The organism is Neorhizobium galegae (assembly GCF_017877055.1).
Classification (GTDB): domain Bacteria; phylum Pseudomonadota; class Alphaproteobacteria; order Rhizobiales; family Rhizobiaceae; genus Neorhizobium; species Neorhizobium galegae_D.
The window spans coordinates 281190-299614 of the sequence record NZ_JAGIPG010000003.1 but is presented as its reverse complement, the minus strand read 5'-3'; the positions used below and the strand labels follow the sequence as shown (position 1 = coordinate 299614).

The 18425-nt window shown below is 63.5% G+C and carries 14 protein-coding genes; 8 read left to right on the top strand and 6 right to left on the bottom strand.

The features are described from left to right. The first annotated feature begins 15 nt into the window (after positions 1-15). The 7 genes from tssG to J2857_RS20580 are packed head-to-tail and all read left to right on the top strand — an operon-like array spanning position 16 to position 10946. On the top strand, positions 16-1065 hold the full coding sequence (tssG, locus tag J2857_RS20610; RefSeq protein WP_210011969.1) for a type VI secretion system baseplate subunit TssG: 1050 nt from the start codon (positions 16-18) through the stop codon (positions 1063-1065). After that, positions 1055-2263: an FHA domain-containing protein gene (locus J2857_RS20605; protein ID WP_210011968.1), complete on the top strand. Its 1209-nt coding sequence runs from the start codon at positions 1055-1057 to the stop codon at positions 2261-2263. The genes tssG and J2857_RS20605 overlap by 11 nt, the downstream gene beginning before the upstream one ends. After that, positions 2253-3593 carry a type VI secretion system baseplate subunit TssK gene (tssK, locus tag J2857_RS20600; protein ID WP_210011967.1) on the top strand — a complete coding sequence of 447 codons (1341 nt, stop codon included), beginning with the start codon at positions 2253-2255 and terminating at the stop codon, positions 3591-3593. Before J2857_RS20605 ends, tssK begins: the two co-directional genes overlap by 11 nt. Beyond that, the gene (tssL, locus tag J2857_RS20595) at positions 3590-5137 is read left to right on the top strand and encodes a type VI secretion system protein TssL, long form (protein ID WP_210011966.1); all 1548 of its coding nucleotides are present in this window, start codon (positions 3590-3592) and stop codon (positions 5135-5137) included. Before tssK ends, tssL begins: the two co-directional genes overlap by 4 nt. After that, positions 5134-8631 carry a type VI secretion system membrane subunit TssM gene (gene tssM, locus J2857_RS20590; RefSeq protein ID WP_210011965.1) on the top strand — a complete coding sequence of 1166 codons (3498 nt, stop codon included), beginning with the start codon at positions 5134-5136 and terminating at the stop codon, positions 8629-8631. The genes tssL and tssM overlap by 4 nt, the downstream gene beginning before the upstream one ends. Continuing rightward, positions 8603-10024 (top strand): type VI secretion system-associated protein TagF, encoded by a 1422-nt coding sequence (tagF, locus tag J2857_RS20585; RefSeq protein ID WP_245363625.1) that lies wholly within the window; start codon positions 8603-8605, stop codon positions 10022-10024. Before tssM ends, tagF begins: the two co-directional genes overlap by 29 nt. After that, positions 10017-10946: a serine/threonine-protein kinase gene (locus J2857_RS20580; protein WP_210011964.1), complete on the top strand. Its 930-nt coding sequence runs from the start codon at positions 10017-10019 to the stop codon at positions 10944-10946. The genes tagF and J2857_RS20580 overlap by 8 nt, the downstream gene beginning before the upstream one ends. Positions 10947-10948: 2 nt before the next feature. Here J2857_RS20580 and J2857_RS20575 read toward each other — a convergent pair whose 3' ends face one another. The 6 genes from J2857_RS20575 to J2857_RS20550 form a co-directional block, all read right to left on the bottom strand. Then, positions 10949-12088, bottom strand: coding sequence for a polysaccharide biosynthesis/export family protein (locus J2857_RS20575; RefSeq protein ID WP_210011963.1), 1140 nt, complete (start codon positions 12086-12088; stop codon positions 10949-10951). 281 nt (positions 12089-12369) lie between these two features. After that, on the bottom strand, positions 12370-13296 hold the full coding sequence (locus J2857_RS20570) for a dihydrodipicolinate synthase family protein (RefSeq protein ID WP_210011962.1): 927 nt from the start codon (positions 13294-13296) through the stop codon (positions 12370-12372). Positions 13297-13306: 10 nt separating this feature from the next. Next, a complete protein-coding gene (locus J2857_RS20565; protein ID WP_210011961.1) occupies positions 13307-14188 on the bottom strand; it encodes an SMP-30/gluconolactonase/LRE family protein in 882 nt (293 codons plus the stop codon). Then, the gene (locus J2857_RS20560) at positions 14185-15015 is read right to left on the bottom strand and encodes an NAD-dependent epimerase/dehydratase family protein (protein WP_210011960.1); all 831 of its coding nucleotides are present in this window, start codon (positions 15013-15015) and stop codon (positions 14185-14187) included. The genes J2857_RS20565 and J2857_RS20560 overlap by 4 nt, the downstream gene beginning before the upstream one ends. A gap of 45 nt (positions 15016-15060) precedes the next feature. Then, a complete protein-coding gene (locus tag J2857_RS20555) occupies positions 15061-15780 on the bottom strand; it encodes a FadR/GntR family transcriptional regulator (RefSeq protein WP_210011959.1) in 720 nt (239 codons plus the stop codon). Next, positions 15780-16199 carry a hypothetical protein gene (locus J2857_RS20550; protein ID WP_348635702.1) on the bottom strand — a complete coding sequence of 140 codons (420 nt, stop codon included), beginning with the start codon at positions 16197-16199 and terminating at the stop codon, positions 15780-15782. The genes J2857_RS20555 and J2857_RS20550 overlap by 1 nt, the downstream gene beginning before the upstream one ends. A 195-nt stretch (positions 16200-16394) precedes the next feature. Between J2857_RS20550 and J2857_RS20545 the strand changes: the two genes are divergently transcribed. Then, positions 16395-18344, top strand: coding sequence for an ABC transporter substrate-binding protein (locus J2857_RS20545; protein ID WP_210011958.1), 1950 nt, complete (start codon positions 16395-16397; stop codon positions 18342-18344). Positions 18345-18425: the final 81 nt, after the last annotated feature.

The following is an 18425-nucleotide window of genomic DNA, read 5'->3' as shown; positions in this document are numbered from 1 at the left end:
GATTGCGAACCGAACATGGACCTGACGACCCGCAAGCCAGACGCATCATCCGGTGCACTTGCCGACCTGCTCGAACGCGACCCCGGCCGCTTCGAACCGGTGACGGCATTCCGTGTGGCGCAGGCGGCGGTCGCCGAGTATCCGGGGGTCGAGCTCGACGTCGCATCCCATACGGGCGTCTCTCCCGCCCCGCTCGCCGTCAGCGGCTTCAAGCGGAACGGCTTGCGCGCATCGGTCAAAAGCGCGCTTGCCGGGCTGATCGGCCCGCTCGGTTCCATGCCGCCGGCCTACAATGAAATCATCCTTCGCGAAGAGCGCAACAGGTCGAAGGCCCTGGCAAGCTTCTTCGATCTCTTCAGCGCCCGCATGGCCGAACTGTTCGCCGATGCAAGCGAGAAATATCGCATCGCACGCCGGCTGCGCTGGGGCGGCAACCGCAAGGACAATGCCTTCATCACCACTCTCCTTGCCCTGACCGGCTTCGGCACCAAACGCCTGACGGAACGGAGCGGCGTCGATGAGGATCTCGTGCTGCGCTTCTCCGGCTTCTTTGCCGCCCGCAACCGCAATGCGGCGAACCTGCGCGCGATGCTCGAGGAATTCAGCGGCCTGCCGGTCGAAATCGAACTCTTTCGCGGCCGCTGGCTCACCATTCCGGAGGAGGAGCGCAGCCGCATGAGCCAGCCGCGGGGCGTGCAGCTCGGTGTCAATGCCACCGCCGGCGCCGCCGTCCGCGATTTCAGCGGCGGTTTTCGCGTCGTCATCGGCCCGCTCGGCTACGCCGACTATCTGTCGCTTGCGCCCGGCGGCGGCAACATCAGCGAACTCTTTGCCCTGACCCGGCTTTATGTCGGCTCGGCTCTCGACTTCGATATTCAGGTCATCCTGAGGAAGGAAGACATCCCCTTCTGTCAGCTCGGCCAAGGGGGCAAGGAGGCCGGCGATCCGCCGCGCCTCGGCTGGAACAGCTGGGCCCGCGTCGCACCCGCTGCCAAGGACAGCGGCGATGCGGTGATCGTCGAACGCCTGCGACAGATGGAAGGAGGAGGCGGACATGCGGCTTGAATTGCGCCAGATCGACAGCGACGGTGCGTCGCCCTCCGGCCGGAAATGGTTCTTCGAACGCGGCCGGCGCACACTCGGACGAGCGCCGGATTGCGATTGGCGGCTGCCGGAGGACCAGCGTTCGGTGTCGAAATTCCATTGTACCATCGAACGGGATCGCGAAGGCTTCCTGCTGCGCGATCAGAGCGCCAACGGATCGAGGGTCGATGGCCATGTCGTCCACGAAGGAGAATCGGCGAGGCTCGCCGACCAATCGATGGTCGAAGTCGGAAACCTGGCATTCGAAGTCCGCATCTCCGGTGAACGGGAGGAAGACCTGGAGGACCCCGAGGCCGGCCTTTTGCTCAGCGACGAACCCCTGACCATATCCGCCATCCTGGCGGATATCGCACCCGGCGGCCGTGCTGCCGGAGGCATACTCGGGGAACGCGTCGCGGAGGATTGGTCGATACCGGCCGGGACCGGAAAGGAAGCCTCCAGCCCGTCCCGCAATGTCGAGATCGGCTGGAACGGCCCGCCCGAAATCCGCTCCGCCACCAAGTTTCTTCCGGACGACTGGAATACGGACGAAGGGTCCGACTACGGCAGCCATCTGGAACACGGATCGGCCACCCATGTGTCCGCACCGGCCCTGCGTGTCCGCACCGTGGAGACACTGGAAACCGTCAACGACAACGTCCCTCCGCCGGAGCCGTTGTTCGATGACGATTTCCCACGCCTGTCGATCGGCCGGGCGGGCGAGCTGGCGGAGAGGCTGGAGCCATTGCTTGGCCGGCTCGATGAAGCTCTGGACAACGCTTTTGCCGTCTTCGAGCTGGAGCCCCCGCGCGCCGCTTCCGAGCCGGATATCTTCGGCCGCAGCCTTGAGGAGGCGCTCGTCATCCGCGCCGAGGCCCTGCTTGACCGGCAGATGAGGCTCAACGCCGCACTCGAAGACCTCGTGCGGGAAGCCGGGCGCCAGATGGAGCCGCGCATAGTGGAAGCGCGGATCGATGCCGGGTCTCGCGGCCTGCGCTTCGGCCCCCCTTGGGGACGCAATCGCGACTATTGGCAGGCCTACAAGGCGCAATTCGAAAAGAACGGCAGGACGCAATCGGTCCGCGAGATCTTCCGCGACGCGATGATGCGGGCGGCAGACGGCGGACATGGTGGGGCCATGCCGAAAGGACGGAAAGGAAGCGGCCGATATGAGGAATGAGAACCGGGTGGCCTGGAGCGAAGGCATGTTCCTTCGCGTGCAGCATTTCCAGCAGGCGGACCGCTGGACGGAAAGGCTGGTCCGCACCACCACGCGCGGGCTTTCTCCCTATCCCTGGGGCGTGTCCGAGATCGGCATCGACCGCAGCGCGCTGGCGATTGGCCAGTTCGCTCTTTCGAACCTGCGCGGCATGATGCCGGACGGCACGCCTTTCGAAGCGCCGACCGATGCCGACCTGCCGCCGCCGCTCGACCTCGACGAGAACACCAAGAACGCGATCGTCTATCTCGCCCTTCCCGCCCGCCAGCCCGGCAAGGCCGATGTGGCGCTGAACGGCGGTGCAAAGCTGAACAACGTCCGCCTCGTCGCCTCCCTCTACGAGGCGCCCGACGCCAACGTCGAGACCGATTTCATGGCGCCGATCGATGTCGGCCGCCTCAGCTTGCGTTATCTCAAGACCGGCGACGAACTTGCCGGATACGAGCTGGTCGGCCTCGCCCGCATCGTCGAGGTACGTTCCGACCGTGCCGTCATCCTCGATCCGGAATTCATCGCGCCGTGCCTCAACTGCGCAGCCGAGGCCCGTCTCACCGAGCTGATGACCGAACTGCTCGGCATCGTCCGCCACCGCGCGGAGGCAATCGCCGAAAGGATCGGCGATCCGACCATTCGCGGCACGGCGGAGGTCGGCGATTATTTCCTCCTGCAGATCCTCAATCGCGCCGATCCGATGCTGAAACATGTCCTTTCCAATGCGACGCGCATCCATCCGATCGAATTCTACGAGACCTGCATCCAGCTCGCCGGCGAACTTGCGACCTTTACGACCGAGCGGAAGCGGGCGACCGATTTCCCGCCCTACCGGCATGACGACCTGAAGGCGACCTTCGCAGCCGTTTTCGACGACCTGCGCGCATCGCTTTCGGCGGTTCTCGAACAGGCAGCCGTCGCGATCGAACTCGTCGAGCGCCGTCATGGCGTGCGCGTCGGCATGATCAACGATCGCTCGCTGCTCAAGGATGCAGGTTTCGTGCTGGCGGTCAGGGCAGAAATGTCGGCCGAGGATGTTCGCCGGAAACTGCCGGCCCAGATCAAGGTCGGTCCGGTGGAACGCATCGCCGATCTCGTCAATGTCGCCCTGCCCGGCATTCCCGTCCGGCCGCTGCCGGTCCTGCCGCGCCAGCTGCCTTACCGGTCCGGCACGATCTACTTCGAACTCGACACCAAAAATCCGCTCTGGAAGCAACTCGACACCTCGGGCGCCATCGCCATGCATCTTGCAGGCGATTTCCCGGGCCTCGAAATGGAACTGTGGGCCCTTAGAGAATGAAGAACGAACCCGCATCCACCTGGCAGAACCTGCCGACCATCGTCGAACTTACCGAGGACGGCGTCAAGAAAAAGCAATCGGCACGCAAGATGGCCGAAATGCTGGATGACGTCCTCGAGTTCCCGGAAAGCCATCCGGAAAAGGATCCGCAGCAGGCACCTCCCCGCAAAGGCGGCTGGTCCGTCGAGACGCTCGTCAGGGATTTCCGTTTCGGCGGAGAGGAAGTGCCGACCCTGGTGCGTTCGGCGGCTCCGCTGCTCAACCTCGCCCATGCGCTCCGGTATGCCGAGGAGCAGCCGGACATAGATCAGCTCCGCAAGATCGCGGTCGAGGCCATCGGCCGCTACGAGCGCGATCTTGCCAGCGCCCGCATCAGTCCCGACCGTGCCCGTGCCGCCCACTATGTGGTCTGCGCCACCGTCGACGACGTGGTTCTGAGCAAACCCTGGGGCGTGCGCGCCGGCTGGGCGCGCTCCGGCCTTGTCTCCACCTTCCACATGGACGTGACCGGCGGCGACCGGGTGTTCGACCTGCTCGACCATTTCCACCAAAGCCCGGGCGCCAACAAGGATCTGCTGCTTCTCATCTATCTCTGCCTGTCGCTTGCCTTCGAAGGCCGCACCCGGGTTTCGCCGCGCGGCAACCTCGAACTCGGCCGCATCCGCGACAGCCTCTACAAGACGCTGCTCGGCCAGTACGGTGTCTTCGAACGGGAGCTGTCGCCCCATTGGAAAGGCGTTTCGGCCCGCCATAAGCCGCTGCGCACCGCCGTGGCGCTCTGGACCCTGCTCTCCGTCCTCGCGCTCGCCTTCGCGCTCGGCTATCTCTTCTTCACCCTGTCACTGAACAGCGCCTCCGATGGCACGTTCCAGCGGCTGGCCAGCCTGCCGCCGCGCGATACGCCGAGCGTGCTGATCAGGGTGCCGGAGCGACCGCCGGAACCGAATCCGCCGGTCGTCGAGGTCAAGCCCGCGCCCCCGGTCGAGCCCCCGCCGAAACAGGCGCCGCCGCCGAGCCGCCTCGACAATCTCCTCGCCTTCCTCCAGCCGGAGGTCGAAAAGAAGCTCGTGACGCTCTCGGATTCGAACGGCCGTCTTCTGGTGCGGATCAACAATTCCGGTCTCTTCGATACCGGCAGTGCCGAAGTCAGCGCCAAGTTCCACGATCTCATCCAGCGGATCGGCGGCGCGCTCGCCGCGGAAAAATTCCGTGCCGTCGTGGTCGGTTATACCGACAACGTACCGATCCGCACCGTCCAGTTCCCCTCGAACTGGCATCTCTCGGAAGCGCGCGCCAAGGCGGTCGGCGACATCCTGGCCTCCTTTGCCGGACCGGATGCGATCCTGACTGAAGGCCGCGCCGACAGCGATCCGATCGCCGACAACGCCCGACCAGAAGGTCGCGAGATGAACCGCCGCACCGAAATCCTGGTTCTCACCGATCCGTCGGAAAGGCTGAGCGACGCCGGCCTCAAGGTACCGCCGGTCCAGGCTGAAAGGCCGAATACCGGAACGACGCCGGCAGCTGGAGGAGCGGCACGATGAACCCGTTGAGTTCCTTCTATACGCTGCGCTCCTATGTGGAGGCCTATGCGGGCCTTCTCGGCCGGCGTTTCATCTCCATCATCTGGGTGGCGGCGATCTGCATCGTCATCTGGTTCTACGGCTACCTCGCCGCCTATGGCAGTTTCAAGCCGCTGGCGAGCGTCAATGCCCGGCTGCTTCTGATCGGCGTGATCATCGCCGTCTGGATCGGTTATCTCATCTTCACGGTCATCCGCGACCGTCGCCGCGACAAGCAGCTGGTCGAAGGCATCGAGCGGGATGCCGAGGCGGAGGCCGCCGCCAGCCAGCAGGCGGAGGTGGGCGAAATCCACAGCCGCCTGAAGGAAGCGCTGCAGCTCCTGCGCCGCATCACCCGCAAGCGTTTCGGTTATATCTACGAACTCCCCTGGTACGTGGTCTTCGGGGCGCCCGGTTCCGGCAAGACCACCGCGCTCACCAATTCCGGCCTGAAATTCCCGCTCGGCGATGCGCTGGGCAGCAATTCCGTCCAGGGCATCGGCGGCACCCGCAATTGCAATTGGTGGTTCACCGACGAGGCGATCCTGATCGACACGGCCGGTCGCTACACGACCCAGGACGACCTGGACGGCACCGCCAAGGCCGGTTGGGAAGGCTTCCTCGGACTGCTGCGCAAATACCGGCGCTCGCAGCCGATCAACGGCGCGCTGCTGACGCTTTCGATCGGCGATCTGCTGACCCGCGATGCGGAAGCGCAGCGCGAGGAGATCAGGGCGATCCGCCAGCGGCTTTCGGAACTCGACGAACACCTGCAGGCCCGCGTCCCGGTCTATCTCGTGCTCACCAAGGCCGACCTGCTGACCGGTTTCGTGGAATTCTTCGACGGTTTTAACAAGACCGACCGCGAACAGGTCTGGGGCACCACGTTCGGCCTGGAAGAGAGCTATAAGGCCGCCAATCTGCCGGATCGTTTCCTCGAGGAATTCGCTCTGTTGCAGGAACGCGTTGGCTCCATGCTGATCGAACGCCTTCAGCAGGAGCCGAATCCGGAGCTGCGAGGCCGCATCTTCCGTTTCCCCGCCGAGCTCGCTGCGCTCAAGGAGCGGCTGCACGAGGTGATGACCGAGCTCTGCTCCAGCTCGAAACTGGTCGACCCGCCAATGCTGCGCGGCATCTATTTTGCCTCCGGCACGCAGACCGAAGAAACAAGCCTGCCCTCGGCGACGCGGGCTCGCCGCAGCTATTTCCTGTCGCGGCTCTTCAAGGACGTCATTTTCGACGAGGCGTCCCTGGTCGCCCGCGACAGGCGGCTTTCCCGCCGGCAGGTGTTTTTCCGCCGCACGGCCTATGCCGCCGCGGTCCTGGCGCTGGCGGTCGTACTCACCAGCTGGACCGCCACCTACTTCCAGAATGCCGCTGCCCTTGCCAGTGCCGAGCGGCGCATCGATGCCTACGAACAGCTGGCACGCGGCGTGCCCGTGCGGGACGTGACGGACAGCGATTTCCTGCGCGTACTTCCGGCACTCGACAATCTCGCCGCCGTCACCGGCGAGTTTTCGAAAACCCGCGTATGGCCGGTCAGCTTCGGCCTCGACCAGGAAAACAAGGTGGCCGGCCGCCAGCGTGATGCCTATCAGCGCGCGTTGAACGCACTGCTTCTGCCCCGCATGCTCGTTCAGCTGCAGAAGGAAATGACCGAAGCCAAGGAGGTCGCGACGACCTTCGACGCCCTGAAGCTCTACGGCATGCTTGGCGGGCTAGGCCCGATGGATGCGGATTTCGTTTCGCTGGAAGCGGAAGAAATGTTCACGAGGCTTTATCCCGGCGAAGGCAGATCGGCAGCGCGGCAGGCGCTGATCGAGCATGCCGGCGCCATGGCGCGTGGTTCGCTTCCACCGATCGAACTCGACAGCGCGCTGATCGCCAAAGCCCGCGAGACGATCCGCCCCCAAAACATCCCAAACCGAGCCTATGACATTCTTGCAAGCGACCGTCAGTCGCGCTCGCTGCCTGCCTGGACACCCGCCGGTGCGCTGGGGCCGCTCGGCGAGCAGGCGTTCGAACGCCTGTCCAAGTCTCCGTTGAGGGAAGGCGTGCCCGGGCTCTTTTCCAGCGCAGGCTACCGCCAGGTCGTGCTGCCGAAGATCACCGATGCGGCGCGTGCGGCACTCGAGGAACATTGGGTGCGCGGCGAAGCCAACCCGGCCGGCTCGACGGTCGATACCGTTGCCCAGGCCGCGTTGCAGCTCTATTTCGACAATTTCGAACAGCGCTGGTCAGGGCTGCTGGCGGATTTGAGGGTCAAGCCGTCGCAGACGATCGGCAATGCGGCCGAAACGACCCGCATTCTCGCAAGCGAGCCAAATCCGGTGGAAAGTGTCGCCAAGTCCATCGCCGCGGCGACCGATCTTCGTCGGCCCGGTGCCGAGGTCGCATCCGCGGCCAACGATAGCTTGCCCGCCTCGACCACCGCGCTCGCCAGTGCAGCGAATGCGCCCGACCCGTTCGCCCCGCTGCGCGCTGCGCTCGAAGCGCCGCAATCCGATCCGTTGTCCACAGGGCAATTGCCGACCGGACAGGCGCAGGATGCGCCGAAATCGCAGATCGCCCAGTTGAAGCCGGCCCTGCAGAAAGTGCACGAGCAGCTGTCACGTGCCGTTACCTCCACCGCCGAAGTCGCGAAGGTCTTCGATGTCGACAGTCAGCTGACCAACGCCAATCAGGATCTCCTGCAGCAGGCGCGGCGCCTGCCGGCGCCCGTCGATACGTGGATGGCGGGGCTTGCCGCTGATGTCGGCTCGCTGGCGGTCAAATCCGCCCGCACCCGCATCAGCAATGCATGGACTGCCGAAGGCGCCAATTTCTGCTCCAGCGTGATCACCGGCCGTTATCCCTTTGACCGGGAATCGCCGCGCGATGTGGCGATGAGCGATTTCGTCCGCCTGTTCGGTCCGAAGGGCCTGTTCAAGACCTTCTTCAGCGACAGGCTCGCCGCCTTCGTCGATACCAGTTCGTCGCCCTGGGGGTGGAAGGGTACCTTCGGCTCCGCCAGCATCCCGAGCGAGGCGGTCGCCCAGTTCGAAAACGCCGACAAGATCAACCGTGCCTTCTTCTCCGCAGACAGCGAGACCCCATCGGTCGCCATCAACGTCAAACCGGTCTCGCTCACCGACAATGCCAATGCGGTCATGCTTGAGATCGAAGGAGAGCGCGTTGTCTATTTCCATGGCCCGATCCAGTCGAAGTCGATCACCTGGCCCTCGACCGGACCGAGCAACCTGTCGCGCATCGCCTTCCAGCCCGGAGGCTGGCAGGAGGCCATGACGGAAAACGGCGACTGGTCGCCTTTCAGGCTGTTCGATAGCGCCAATATCACCATGCAGGGCGACGATCTCTTCCGCGCCAGCTTCCGGCAGAACGGCCGGACGGCAGAGTTCGATGTGCAATTCGGCTCCGTCCTCAACCCGTTCCGCCTGGAGGCACTGAATGCCTTCTCCTGCCCCACGCAATTCTGATCGGCACGCCATGAACGAACGCGCGATAGCGGGCCAGATTTCGTCGGAAGCCGACCGTATCGGCTTCTTCGGCAAGCTGCCGACCCATGGCGATTTCGTCTCGAGCGGGCTCGGGCGGAAGCTGCAGGGCGCGCTCGATGCCTGGCTGCAAGCCAGTCTGCAAGCCATCCAGGCCGAGTTCGGCAACCAATGGGAACGCCGCTTCAGATCCATGCCGTCCTGGCGTTTCATCGTCGAACGCGACCTCTGGGGACCGGCAACCCTGGCCGGTGTCATCGTCCCGAGCCTCGACCGTGTCGGCCGCAATTTTCCGCTTGTCGTTGCAGCCCAGCTTCACGGGTTTTCCGGAGACCCGCGCAGCCTTTGCCTCGATGATACATGGTTTATCGCAACCGAAGGCCTCGCCGAGACGTCGGCCCGCCGCGATTTCGACATCGACACCTTCACGACGGGCATGAAGCGGCTCAGGCCGCCCCAGGCCGGTCAATTCGATGACGGGATAGAGCAACGCAGCCTGGTCCCGCCTGGAACGCTCTGGTGGCGGATGGATCCGCAAGACCGGCGGATGAAGGGTTTCCGCGTCAGCGGCGCCCCCGCTCCGTCGGATTTCCTAAAGCTGCTGTCCGACGATGCCGCCGGGGAGGCGGAGCAACCAAAATCCGCCCTCCGCCGGCAAGAGGCGTCAGCGGAGCCGAAGCCCGCACCTATGGAAGCGCCCCAAAGCTTGGGACTCTTCCACAGCTATGCCAGCCATCCCGGAACACGCCTGTCTCTCAACGCCGACAGCCTTTTCATCTCGGCAATACCGTCGATATTCGCGATCGTGGACGGCGTCGGCGATGGCAACGGCGCCCTCGAAGCCAGCAAGATTGCCGCCGGCATGTTGGGCGAGGCTACATCCCATGAAACGATCGAGGCTCTTGTCCAGGAAATCAAGGGGAAGCTCGGCCGAGCCCATGGAGTGTTGCAATCCGGCCTGACCCCGGACCGCTCCGCCCGTTCGGCCAGCGTCGTTGTCTTTGCATCCCTGCATGAAAGTTTTGCGGTTCTCTGGGCGGGAGATGCCCGCTGTTATCTGCTGCGCGACGGCATGATGCGCTGCCTCACGCGCGACCACACGGAAATCGGCCTCAGGCGCTCGCTTGCGAGAGGGATCGGCCTGAAGGGTCAACTGGTACCCGAGGTTGTTTCCGACCGGTTGCTGCCCGGCGACCGGCTCCTGCTCTGCAGCAATCCGCTGCCCCAAATCCTGTCCGAACGCAGCATTGCGGAAATGCTGCTCTCTACGGATATTGACGAAGTTTCCGCCGTCCTGACACAGGAAGCCTTGATCGCCAATTGCCGCGAAAACCTGAGCGCCATGGTCATAGACGTGAAGGCCGATCATGGTTGATCCTCCCGAGGATGCGGATTTTGAAGAGGTTGCGCACAGTTTCGCGGCGCTCTGGCACGCTCTGACCGTCGCCGGGGGCAACGCCCACGGTCCGGAAAGGCGCCGTTCTCTGATCGATCAGGTCCGCAATGCCCTGGACCGGGGCGAAGACCGCCTCGCCGGTCACGACACTACGATCATCGCCAATACTTTCCTGCTCGAAGCCCTGGTCCACGAGGGTGCGACGACACGGGTCCATCGCGCCCGTCATCGCGATCTGGAGAGCCTGCACGCCATCAAGACGCTCCGCCCCGAACAGGCGGACGACCCCGTCGCGCGAAACCTGCTGCTGCGCGAGGCGAGGATCGGAGGCGCGATCCGCCATCCGAACGTGGCCGCGACGCAGACGCTTCTGCGGCTTGCCGACGGCCGCCCGGCTCTGGTCCTCGAATGGATCGACCGCAGCCTTGCCGACCTTGTCCGGGAAGCGCCGCTTTCGGTCGGCGGCATCACACAGATCATCGCCGCCGTCCTAAGCGGCCTCGATGCGATCCACGCGGCCGGCTACGTCCATGGCGATCTATCGCTCTCCAACCTCCGTTATCCGGGCGACGATCTCTCACGGCTGAAGATCGGCGACTTCGGCATCGTGCTTGAAACGGGGCGTCGCCATCGGGATCTCGACATCGCCTTTGCCGGCCGCCCGCAATTCGCCCCACCCGAACAGGTGGCGGGACAGGCCCTCGACGGCCGTTCGGATCTCCATGCGGCCGGCCTTATCCTGTCGACTCTCCTCGATCATTGCCAAGAGACCGGCGCGATCGTGGAGCGCTTGCGCCGGCTCGCCACGGAACTGGCGCGTCCGCAACCGCAGGAGCGGCCCGAAAATGCGAAAGCCGCCCTGCATCTGCTGGGCGGCCTTGACCAAGAAATCCCGGGTTAGGGTCAGTTGCTGCCGGGCAGCGGCGCGGCGGCCGTCGGCGCGCTCTTCTGATAGATCGTGAAGAGCTTGGCGAAATCCACGAGACCCGAATTGCTGGCATAAAGAATGTCGCCGTCCGCCATCTTGAACCGTTGCATCAGCGACAGGTTGGCCACATCCTTCATGTCCACGCGGTAGATTGCCGGCCTGGTCGTCATGACAGTCGTGGTACCGGGGTTCTTGGCAGCGGTTGCCGCCGCGACCTGGCTGTAGACGGGCTGGTTGCGCACCACATAGAAATTGCTGGCATCGGCCCGGTCGTCGAGCAGCCCGCCCGCACGGCTGAATGCCTGCATCAGAGTGAGCTTGCCGGGCTCGAATTCGAACTCGCCGACGCTCTTGAACGCACCGAAGGCGGTGAAAGAAGGCGCATCCTTGCCGATATAGACCTGGTCTTCCGGCAGGAGGTAGATGTTCTGGCGATCCTCGTTGAGCACCCGCTCGAGCGGCGCGCTGGCCCTCTGCTTGCCGCGGATGACGGTCACCGTCGCCGCGGTCGGCGCCGAGGAGGCACCGCCGGCAAGCGCGATGGCGTCGAGAACACGCTCCTTCCGCGCGGTGAGCGGGAAACGGCCGGCAGCCCGGACATCGCCATTGACCGTAAAACCGGTGGTCGGCTTGTCGACGACGGTGACCACGGCCTGCGGGTTGACTGCCGAACCCTTCAGACCGGATGCGATCCGCGCCTGCAGCGCCTCCGGCGAGGATTCCAGCACACGCTGCCTTCCGACGAAAGGCAAGGTCACGGTGCCGGCGGAATCGACGGTGAAACGCCCCAGGTTCAGTGTCTTGCTCTGGGTCGAGGAGAACATGCCTTCCTCGCCGGTATCAAGGATGGTGACCTCGATGACGTCGCCGCGGCGCAGCCTGCTGTCCGCAAATCCCGTGGAGCGCAGGACGCTGAGGCCTTGATCGCCGGCGGAATAACCGAGCGGGGCAACGTTGAACGGCTCCATCGGCGCATTTGCCAGCCGCACGACCGGAATTTTCTGCCCAGTCTGGGGATCCGTCGCGTCGTAGAACCTGCCGGCTGACGGGCCGTCCGACGGTGCGGCACAGGCACTGAGAACCGCGACAAAGACGCAAGGGGCAAGCTTCCGCATCCCGTATCCTTTTGGAAAAGCCTCGTTTCCTTGACAAGTATCAAGGAGATACGTCACGGCAATATGATCTCGGCACAAAAAAGCCATTATGACAGCCTGGGGACGAGTACCTGTGGTTGATGTGCAACTCTACCCCTGCTCGTCGGCCGCTCCGACCGGAGGCAGCCATGATATTTACCGTCAACTGGTCCCGATGGGCACGCTTACTAGCGAGGAATTACGGCGGGCGGCATGCTGATTCGGTCGAAGCTCCGCGCGAGGCTCGCCCGAGGTCGCCGACTTCAATATCCGGATACTCGGCCAATTAGGGGCGGCCATTTGCCGAGCGTTTCGATCAATTTTACCCGGTCTTCCTCAGCGAGCCGCGGCAAGCCGGGAACCCGCACCTCGCCGACGGAAATGCCAAGCTCTATCTCCACGGCTTCCTTGACGACCGTAACGTTTGCGCCATTGCGGTACTGGGTACGCATCCGCTCGAACGGCTCGATGATTTCGATCATTCGGCGAGCCTCCTGATAATCTCCGGACTCGAGCGCGGCATGAATCGCCAGCGAAATTTGAGGCGCGACGTTGACGAGGCCGGACGTGAACCCCCGGGCGCCGGCGGCGGTGAAGGCTGGCGCCCAGCTTTCCGCCAGGCCGCAAACGAACAGCGCGTTGCCCCCAGCGGAGGCCCCGACGGCCCGAGATAGAAGCAGGATATCGGTAGTCGCAAACTTGATGCCGGCGATGTTCGGATGGGCCGCGAGCCGCAGCATGTCGTCAAGGCTGAAACCATCCGCCCTTACGTAAGCGACCATCGGCAGCAGGGAGGCATCGGCGAGATTGCGGAAATAATCGATCTGGGCGGCGGGCGCTGCGAAAGGATCGACCGGCTGATGCGACATGACGGCGGACGCACCGATCGTCTTGGCTGTTCTTGCCATGGCGATCGCCTCTCGCAACGAGCGCCCTACGGCAGCCGTCACCGGCGCCTTGCCGTCGACACCCGCCACGGCCGCTTCGGTGACGACCGTGATTTCCGCCGGAGTGAGCGCATAAAACTCACCGGTATTGCCGGCCGCGACGATGTTGTGGATGCCAGCTTTCGCCACTCGCGCGTAAATCGCACGGGTGACACCGATGTCGACCTCGCCATCCGCTCCATAGGCGGTGATCGGTACACCGGAAATGCCGGTCAGGATTTCGCGGAATGTCTGGATATCCATAAGCGTTTCCTCAGATTGCGAAGCGATGAACAGGCGTGCCGCGGACCCCCGGCTCGAAGGCGTAGATCGTGCCGTCTTCGAAAGTGCCGTTGTTGTCGGTCGAGAGCGTGGTCACGTAGAGAGTAGCGAGATCGGGTCCGCCGAAGCAGGGCATGCTCGGCCCCTTGGCGGGCATCAGATAGGCCTCGACAACCTTTCCGTCCGGCGAGATGCGGTTGAGCCGTCCCCCTTGCTGGCCGGCGATCCAATAGAATCCTTCGGCATCCACGGCGGCACCGTCTGGCCGTCCTTCCTCCACTGTGAAGTTATGCAGGAGGCGAGGCGGACCTGTGACGCCGTGCGCAGGATCGAAATCGAAGATCTGCGCGTAGAGTTGGCTACTGTCGGAATGGTACATCGTCCGTCCGTCCGGGCTCCAGCCGATACCGTTGGAGGTCATCAGGTCGCCATCGATGATTGTTTCGAACGACCCGTCCGGCTTCACCCGATAAAGGCGGCCGTTGCCCGTCTGCGGTATTGCCTCGTCGCGGGTGCCGACCCAGAAGCAGCCGTCCGGCCCGGCCTTTCCATCGTTAAGCCGACTGTTCGGCCGGCCGCCGTCCGGATCGCAGAGCAGTTTCATCGAACCTGTTTGAGGGTTCAGCAGATATACGCCGCTTTCCAGCGCCGCCGCGACGTCGCCATTTTCACAAAGTGCCAGGCAGCCGATCTTCGCCGGCATCTCGAACCGGTCGATGCCGCCGCCGGCCCGCAGGCGGATTGCCGCGGGCGCGAGGATGTCGACGAACCAGAGAGCGCCGGTGCGGTCGTCCCAGGTGGGGGACTCTCCGACCTTCAAGGGAAAGTCGATGACGCGGCGAACCTTCGGTGTAATGATCTTTGTTTCGCTCATCGTGCAGCCTCCGTGAGTACGATCAGTCCGTTCTCGTCGCGGAGCCGGATCGTTCCGTCGTGTTGCGAATCGCAGAAACCGCCCCCTTGGAAGAATGCCGCGACTAGGCTTTCGTCCACGGGTTCCAGGCGAAGATGATCGCGCGTGAAATCCTGTGGCCGGTAGCCTAGCCGCTCGGCGAGTTCATCCTTCCACCAGCCGGCATCATTGCGCGACATGCCATAGACGACGGCCGCAGCGATGTCGGGATGGGTGAGGCCGATCTTCACAAGCTGAAACAGGTCGCGCGGGCTGATCCAGATCGCCGCCGCCCGTTCGCTGTTCGGATAGGGACCGGCATTGCCGATGCGGATCGACAGCGTGCGGATGCCCGCCTTGTCGTAATAAAACCCGGCAACCATCTCGCCCCAGCATTTCGACAGGCCGTAGCGCGTGTCGGGACGCGGCACGTCGAGGGGCGTGATCGTCTGGGAACGGGGATAGAACCCGGTCGCATGGTTGCTGGACGCAAAAACGACGCGGTTCGTGCCGTTGGCGCGGGCGGCATCGTACAGATTGTAGGTGCCAAGAATATTGCTCTGCAGCATGTCGCCGATCTCGGCCTCGCGGGGGAGCCCGCCAAGATGAATGACGCCGTCCATGCCCTCGAGTGCGGCACGCATTGCGTTTGCATCCGCGAGATCGCCCTCGAAGAAGCTTTCGTTCGACGCCAGTTCTTTCGCCGGCCTGATGTCGATCAGCCTGATATGCTCCGCCTCGGGGCGTAGAAATCCCCTAAGCTGCGTGGCGATATTGCCCGCACCACCCGTTATCGCGATCCGTTTCAATGCCCCTCCTCGCGATGCCTCGCATCGCATGAAATCGAAGGCCTCCTAGCCTCCCACGCCCTGGAACATGCGGGCGCGCGCATTCAGTATATGGTTCTTCATAGCGTCATGGGCCGCCGTTTCACGGCGCGCCAGGATCGCCTCAACAATCGCCTGATGCTCGTCCTGCACGTGCCGCACGTGCAGCGGCGTCCGCTTCAGGCTGAGGCTGCGGGTCACCGACATGCCGATCGAAAAATGTGGCCTGAACCAATCGCGGACGGTGACGTGGAACTGGTTGCCGGTCGCGGCGGCGATGGCATCGTGCAGGGACTGGTCCTCTTCTGCACCGAGTTCGCCCATCTCGAGACAGTGTTCGAGGGCCGCAAGCGCCGATAGAATACGGATCCTGTCATGGGCTTGCCAGTTGCGGGCCGCCAGTTCTGCCGCTTCCGCCTCAAGCCCGGCGCGAAACTCGAAGAACCTCTGCACGTCGGCAAGCGATCCGACCGGAACCTGCTTCAGCACCGACGAGTCCGGCCGCTGCCGCACATAGGAGCCGGATCCCTTGCGCGAGACGATCAACTGATCCCTGCGAAGCCGCTCCAGAGCTTCGCGCACCACGGGCCGGGACGCCCCGAACATGACTGCAAGGTTCGGCTCGGAGGGAAGGCGCTCGTTGATGGGAAAACGGCCGTCCGCGATCATGCCTACGATCTTCTCGTAGATGATGTCGCTGAAACGAGGCTCCGCTTTCGCGGCCGCTATCACGCCCGATTGGTTCATCAACGTCCCTTTTCACGTCTCCATTCGCGAAAAGCCTGCTCGGCTTCGGCTTCCGGCGGATAAAGCCCGAAAATACCCTCGCTCGCTCTCACGCGTTCTTCGACGAAATCCTCGAAAACGGTCTGCTCGAAGGCTTCGTCGGCCACCTCTTCAGCCATCGCAGCCGGAATGACAACCACGCCTTCGTCGCCCGTCGCTGCGGATGACGTCGGCCGACCAAAACGCCCGGATGATCGATGTCCTCGCGCGCCCGAATACGGCGCAGTGTGCAGGCAGGCGCGACGAGGCGCGGAGCGCCCTTGTTGATCTTGTGCACGTTGCGAATGAAGACGTGCCGCCGGCCGTGCTTCACAAGCACCGACGTAAGCGTGGCCGTCGAGACGCGTCAGCTTTTGGCGCGAGTCTTCGCGGAAAGTCATGCGTCTCCTCCCTGTCGACATGGCTCTTTTAAACCAGCAGTATTTAACCTGTAAAAATCTGTCAATACTTGTAATCATCTGAAAACCTGCTTATGGTCGTTTCAGCCGATGGGATGGAGGTCCTCGGCGGTCGTGGCGGTTGGGAACCCGCTATCGATCGCCTTTCAGGTCGGCGGTTCATTTGGGAGGAAATTAATGCGCGACGACGAAATCATGTCTTCCGGCGTTACCCGCCGGACGTTCCTCGCAGGCGTTGGCGGGGCCGTTGCCCTGTCGGTTGCGGGCGGCACCGCCAGCGCGGCCGCGACCAAGGAGGCGCCGCAGCTTGCGGCTCTCGTCAAGGATGGCAAGCTTCCGCCGCTTGCCGAACGTCTTCCGAAGAACCCGATGGTGGTGAAGCCTTGGGAAAAAATAGGCACTTACGGCGGCACGCTACGGCGCGGCCTTCGCGGCTCGTCCGACCATAACGGCATCCTGCGCATGGTCGGCAACCAGGGACTGGTGCGCTGGAACATGGACTTCACCGAAACTCTGCCGAATCTCGCGGAGAGGTGGGATGTCAATGCAGATGCTTCCCAGTTCACCTTCTACCTTTTGAAGGGCGTGAAGTGGTCCGACGGCCATCCGTTCACGGCCGACGACGTGGTGTTCGCCATCGAGGATGTCGTCAAGAACAAGGATCTCTACAGCTCGACGCCGGCGCAGATTTCCGTGGCCGGCAAGCCGGTCGTTGTCGAAAAGATCGACGACTACACCGTCAAGTTCACCTTCGCCGCAGCCAACGCGCTTTATCTGGAAAACCTTGCGACCCCGCTCGGCCAGCATCCGACGCTGTTCGCCAAGCACTACTGCAGCAAGTACCTGCCGAAATACAACCCGAACCTCGACGCGGACGTGAAGGCGGCCGGTTCGTCGAGCTGGCCGGATCTCTTCCGTGCCAAGTGCGGCGACATCGAAATTCCGCAGCGCTGGGGCAATGCCGAGAAGCCGGTGCTCGATCCCTGGATGATCAAGGAGGCCTATTCCGGCGGAGCGACCCGCGTGCTGATGGTTCGCAATCCCTACTTCTGGCAGGTCGATACCGAGGGCAACCAGCTGCCCTATGTCGACGAACTGAATTTCGGCATTTCACAGGATGTCGAGTCGCTGATGCTCAACGTCATCTCCGGCAAGATCGACATTCAGGAGCGTCATATCAACTCGCTCGCGAACAAGCCGACGCTGTCGCAGAACATGAAGAAGGGCGATTACCGCCTGCTGTCGCTTGTACCGTCCGCGGCGCAGCAGTGCTCGCTTTACCTCAACATGACCCATAAGGATCCGGTGCTGCGGAAGATTTTTGCGGACAAATCGGTCCGCCAGGCGCTGTCGATGGGCATCAACCGCCAGGAAATCATCGACATCGTCTACTTCGGGCAGAGCGAGGGCTACCAGACCGGACCCCGTCCCGGCCATCCTTGGTATCACGAGAAGCTGGCTCGGCAGTTCACCGAATTTGCGACGGACAAGGCCAATGCGATGCTCGACAAGGCCGGTCTAGACAAGAAGAATGCCAACGGCATCCGTCTTCGGCCTGACGGCCAGCCGCTCTTCTTCGCGGTCGACGTCATCCCGACACTCTATCCCGACCTCGTCGACGTGCTGGAATTGGTGAAGGCGCATTGGGCCAAGATCGGGGTGAGCATGAAGGTCAACACCATCGAACGCGCTCTCTATTATACGAGAGGCGACGACAATGCTCACGACGCGCAGGTCTGGCCAGGTCCCGGCGGCCTCGACCCGATGCTCGACCCACGCGACTTCTTTGCATTCCATCCGCAGGGATCGCGCTACGCCATTCCGTGGACGCTCTGGTACACGTCCAACGGCGCCAAGGGCGAAGAGCCGCCGGAAAGCCAGAAGAAGCGTTTCAAGCTCTATGACGAGGCTCGTTCCACGGCCGATGTCAACAAGCGCGGCGCGATCATGAAGCAGCTCTTCGATATCACTGCGGAAGAATTCGAAGTCATGGGGATCTGCCTCGCCGTCGGTGGCTTCGGCGTGATCCGCAACAATCTGCGCAACGTTCCGGAAAAACAGCCGGACAGCTGGTCCTGGCCAAACCCCGGCCCTGCCCTGCCGCAGCAGTTCACGTTCACGAGCTGATTGGGCACGAGCTGATTTGCTTCGACCGTGCCGCCGCCCGACCGGCGGCGGCACCCTTCCGGTCCCATTGCATCAACTGCC

Coding starts and splice junctions, on each gene's coding strand:
- tssG (WP_210011969.1), top strand. CDS start 16: ATGGACCTGACGACCCGCAAGCCAGACGCATCATCCGGTGCACTTGCC.
- J2857_RS20605 (WP_210011968.1), top strand. CDS start 1,055: ATGCGGCTTGAATTGCGCCAGATCGACAGCGACGGTGCGTCGCCCTCC.
- tssK (WP_210011967.1), top strand. CDS start 2,253: ATGAGGAATGAGAACCGGGTGGCCTGGAGCGAAGGCATGTTCCTTCGC.
- tssL (WP_210011966.1), top strand. CDS start 3,590: ATGAAGAACGAACCCGCATCCACCTGGCAGAACCTGCCGACCATCGTC.
- tssM (WP_210011965.1), top strand. CDS start 5,134: ATGAACCCGTTGAGTTCCTTCTATACGCTGCGCTCCTATGTGGAGGCC.
- tagF (WP_245363625.1), top strand. CDS start 8,603: ATGCCTTCTCCTGCCCCACGCAATTCTGATCGGCACGCCATGAACGAA.
- J2857_RS20580 (WP_210011964.1), top strand. CDS start 10,017: ATGGTTGATCCTCCCGAGGATGCGGATTTTGAAGAGGTTGCGCACAGT.
- J2857_RS20575 (WP_210011963.1), bottom strand. CDS start 12,088: ATGCGGAAGCTTGCCCCTTGCGTCTTTGTCGCGGTTCTCAGTGCCTGT.
- J2857_RS20570 (WP_210011962.1), bottom strand. CDS start 13,296: ATGGATATCCAGACATTCCGCGAAATCCTGACCGGCATTTCCGGTGTA.
- J2857_RS20565 (WP_210011961.1), bottom strand. CDS start 14,188: ATGAGCGAAACAAAGATCATTACACCGAAGGTTCGCCGCGTCATCGAC.
- J2857_RS20555 (WP_210011959.1), bottom strand. CDS start 15,780: ATGAACCAATCGGGCGTGATAGCGGCCGCGAAAGCGGAGCCTCGTTTC.
- J2857_RS20550 (WP_348635702.1), bottom strand. CDS start 16,199: ATGACTTTCCGCGAAGACTCGCGCCAAAAGCTGACGCGTCTCGACGGC.
- J2857_RS20545 (WP_210011958.1), top strand. CDS start 16,395: ATGCGCGACGACGAAATCATGTCTTCCGGCGTTACCCGCCGGACGTTC.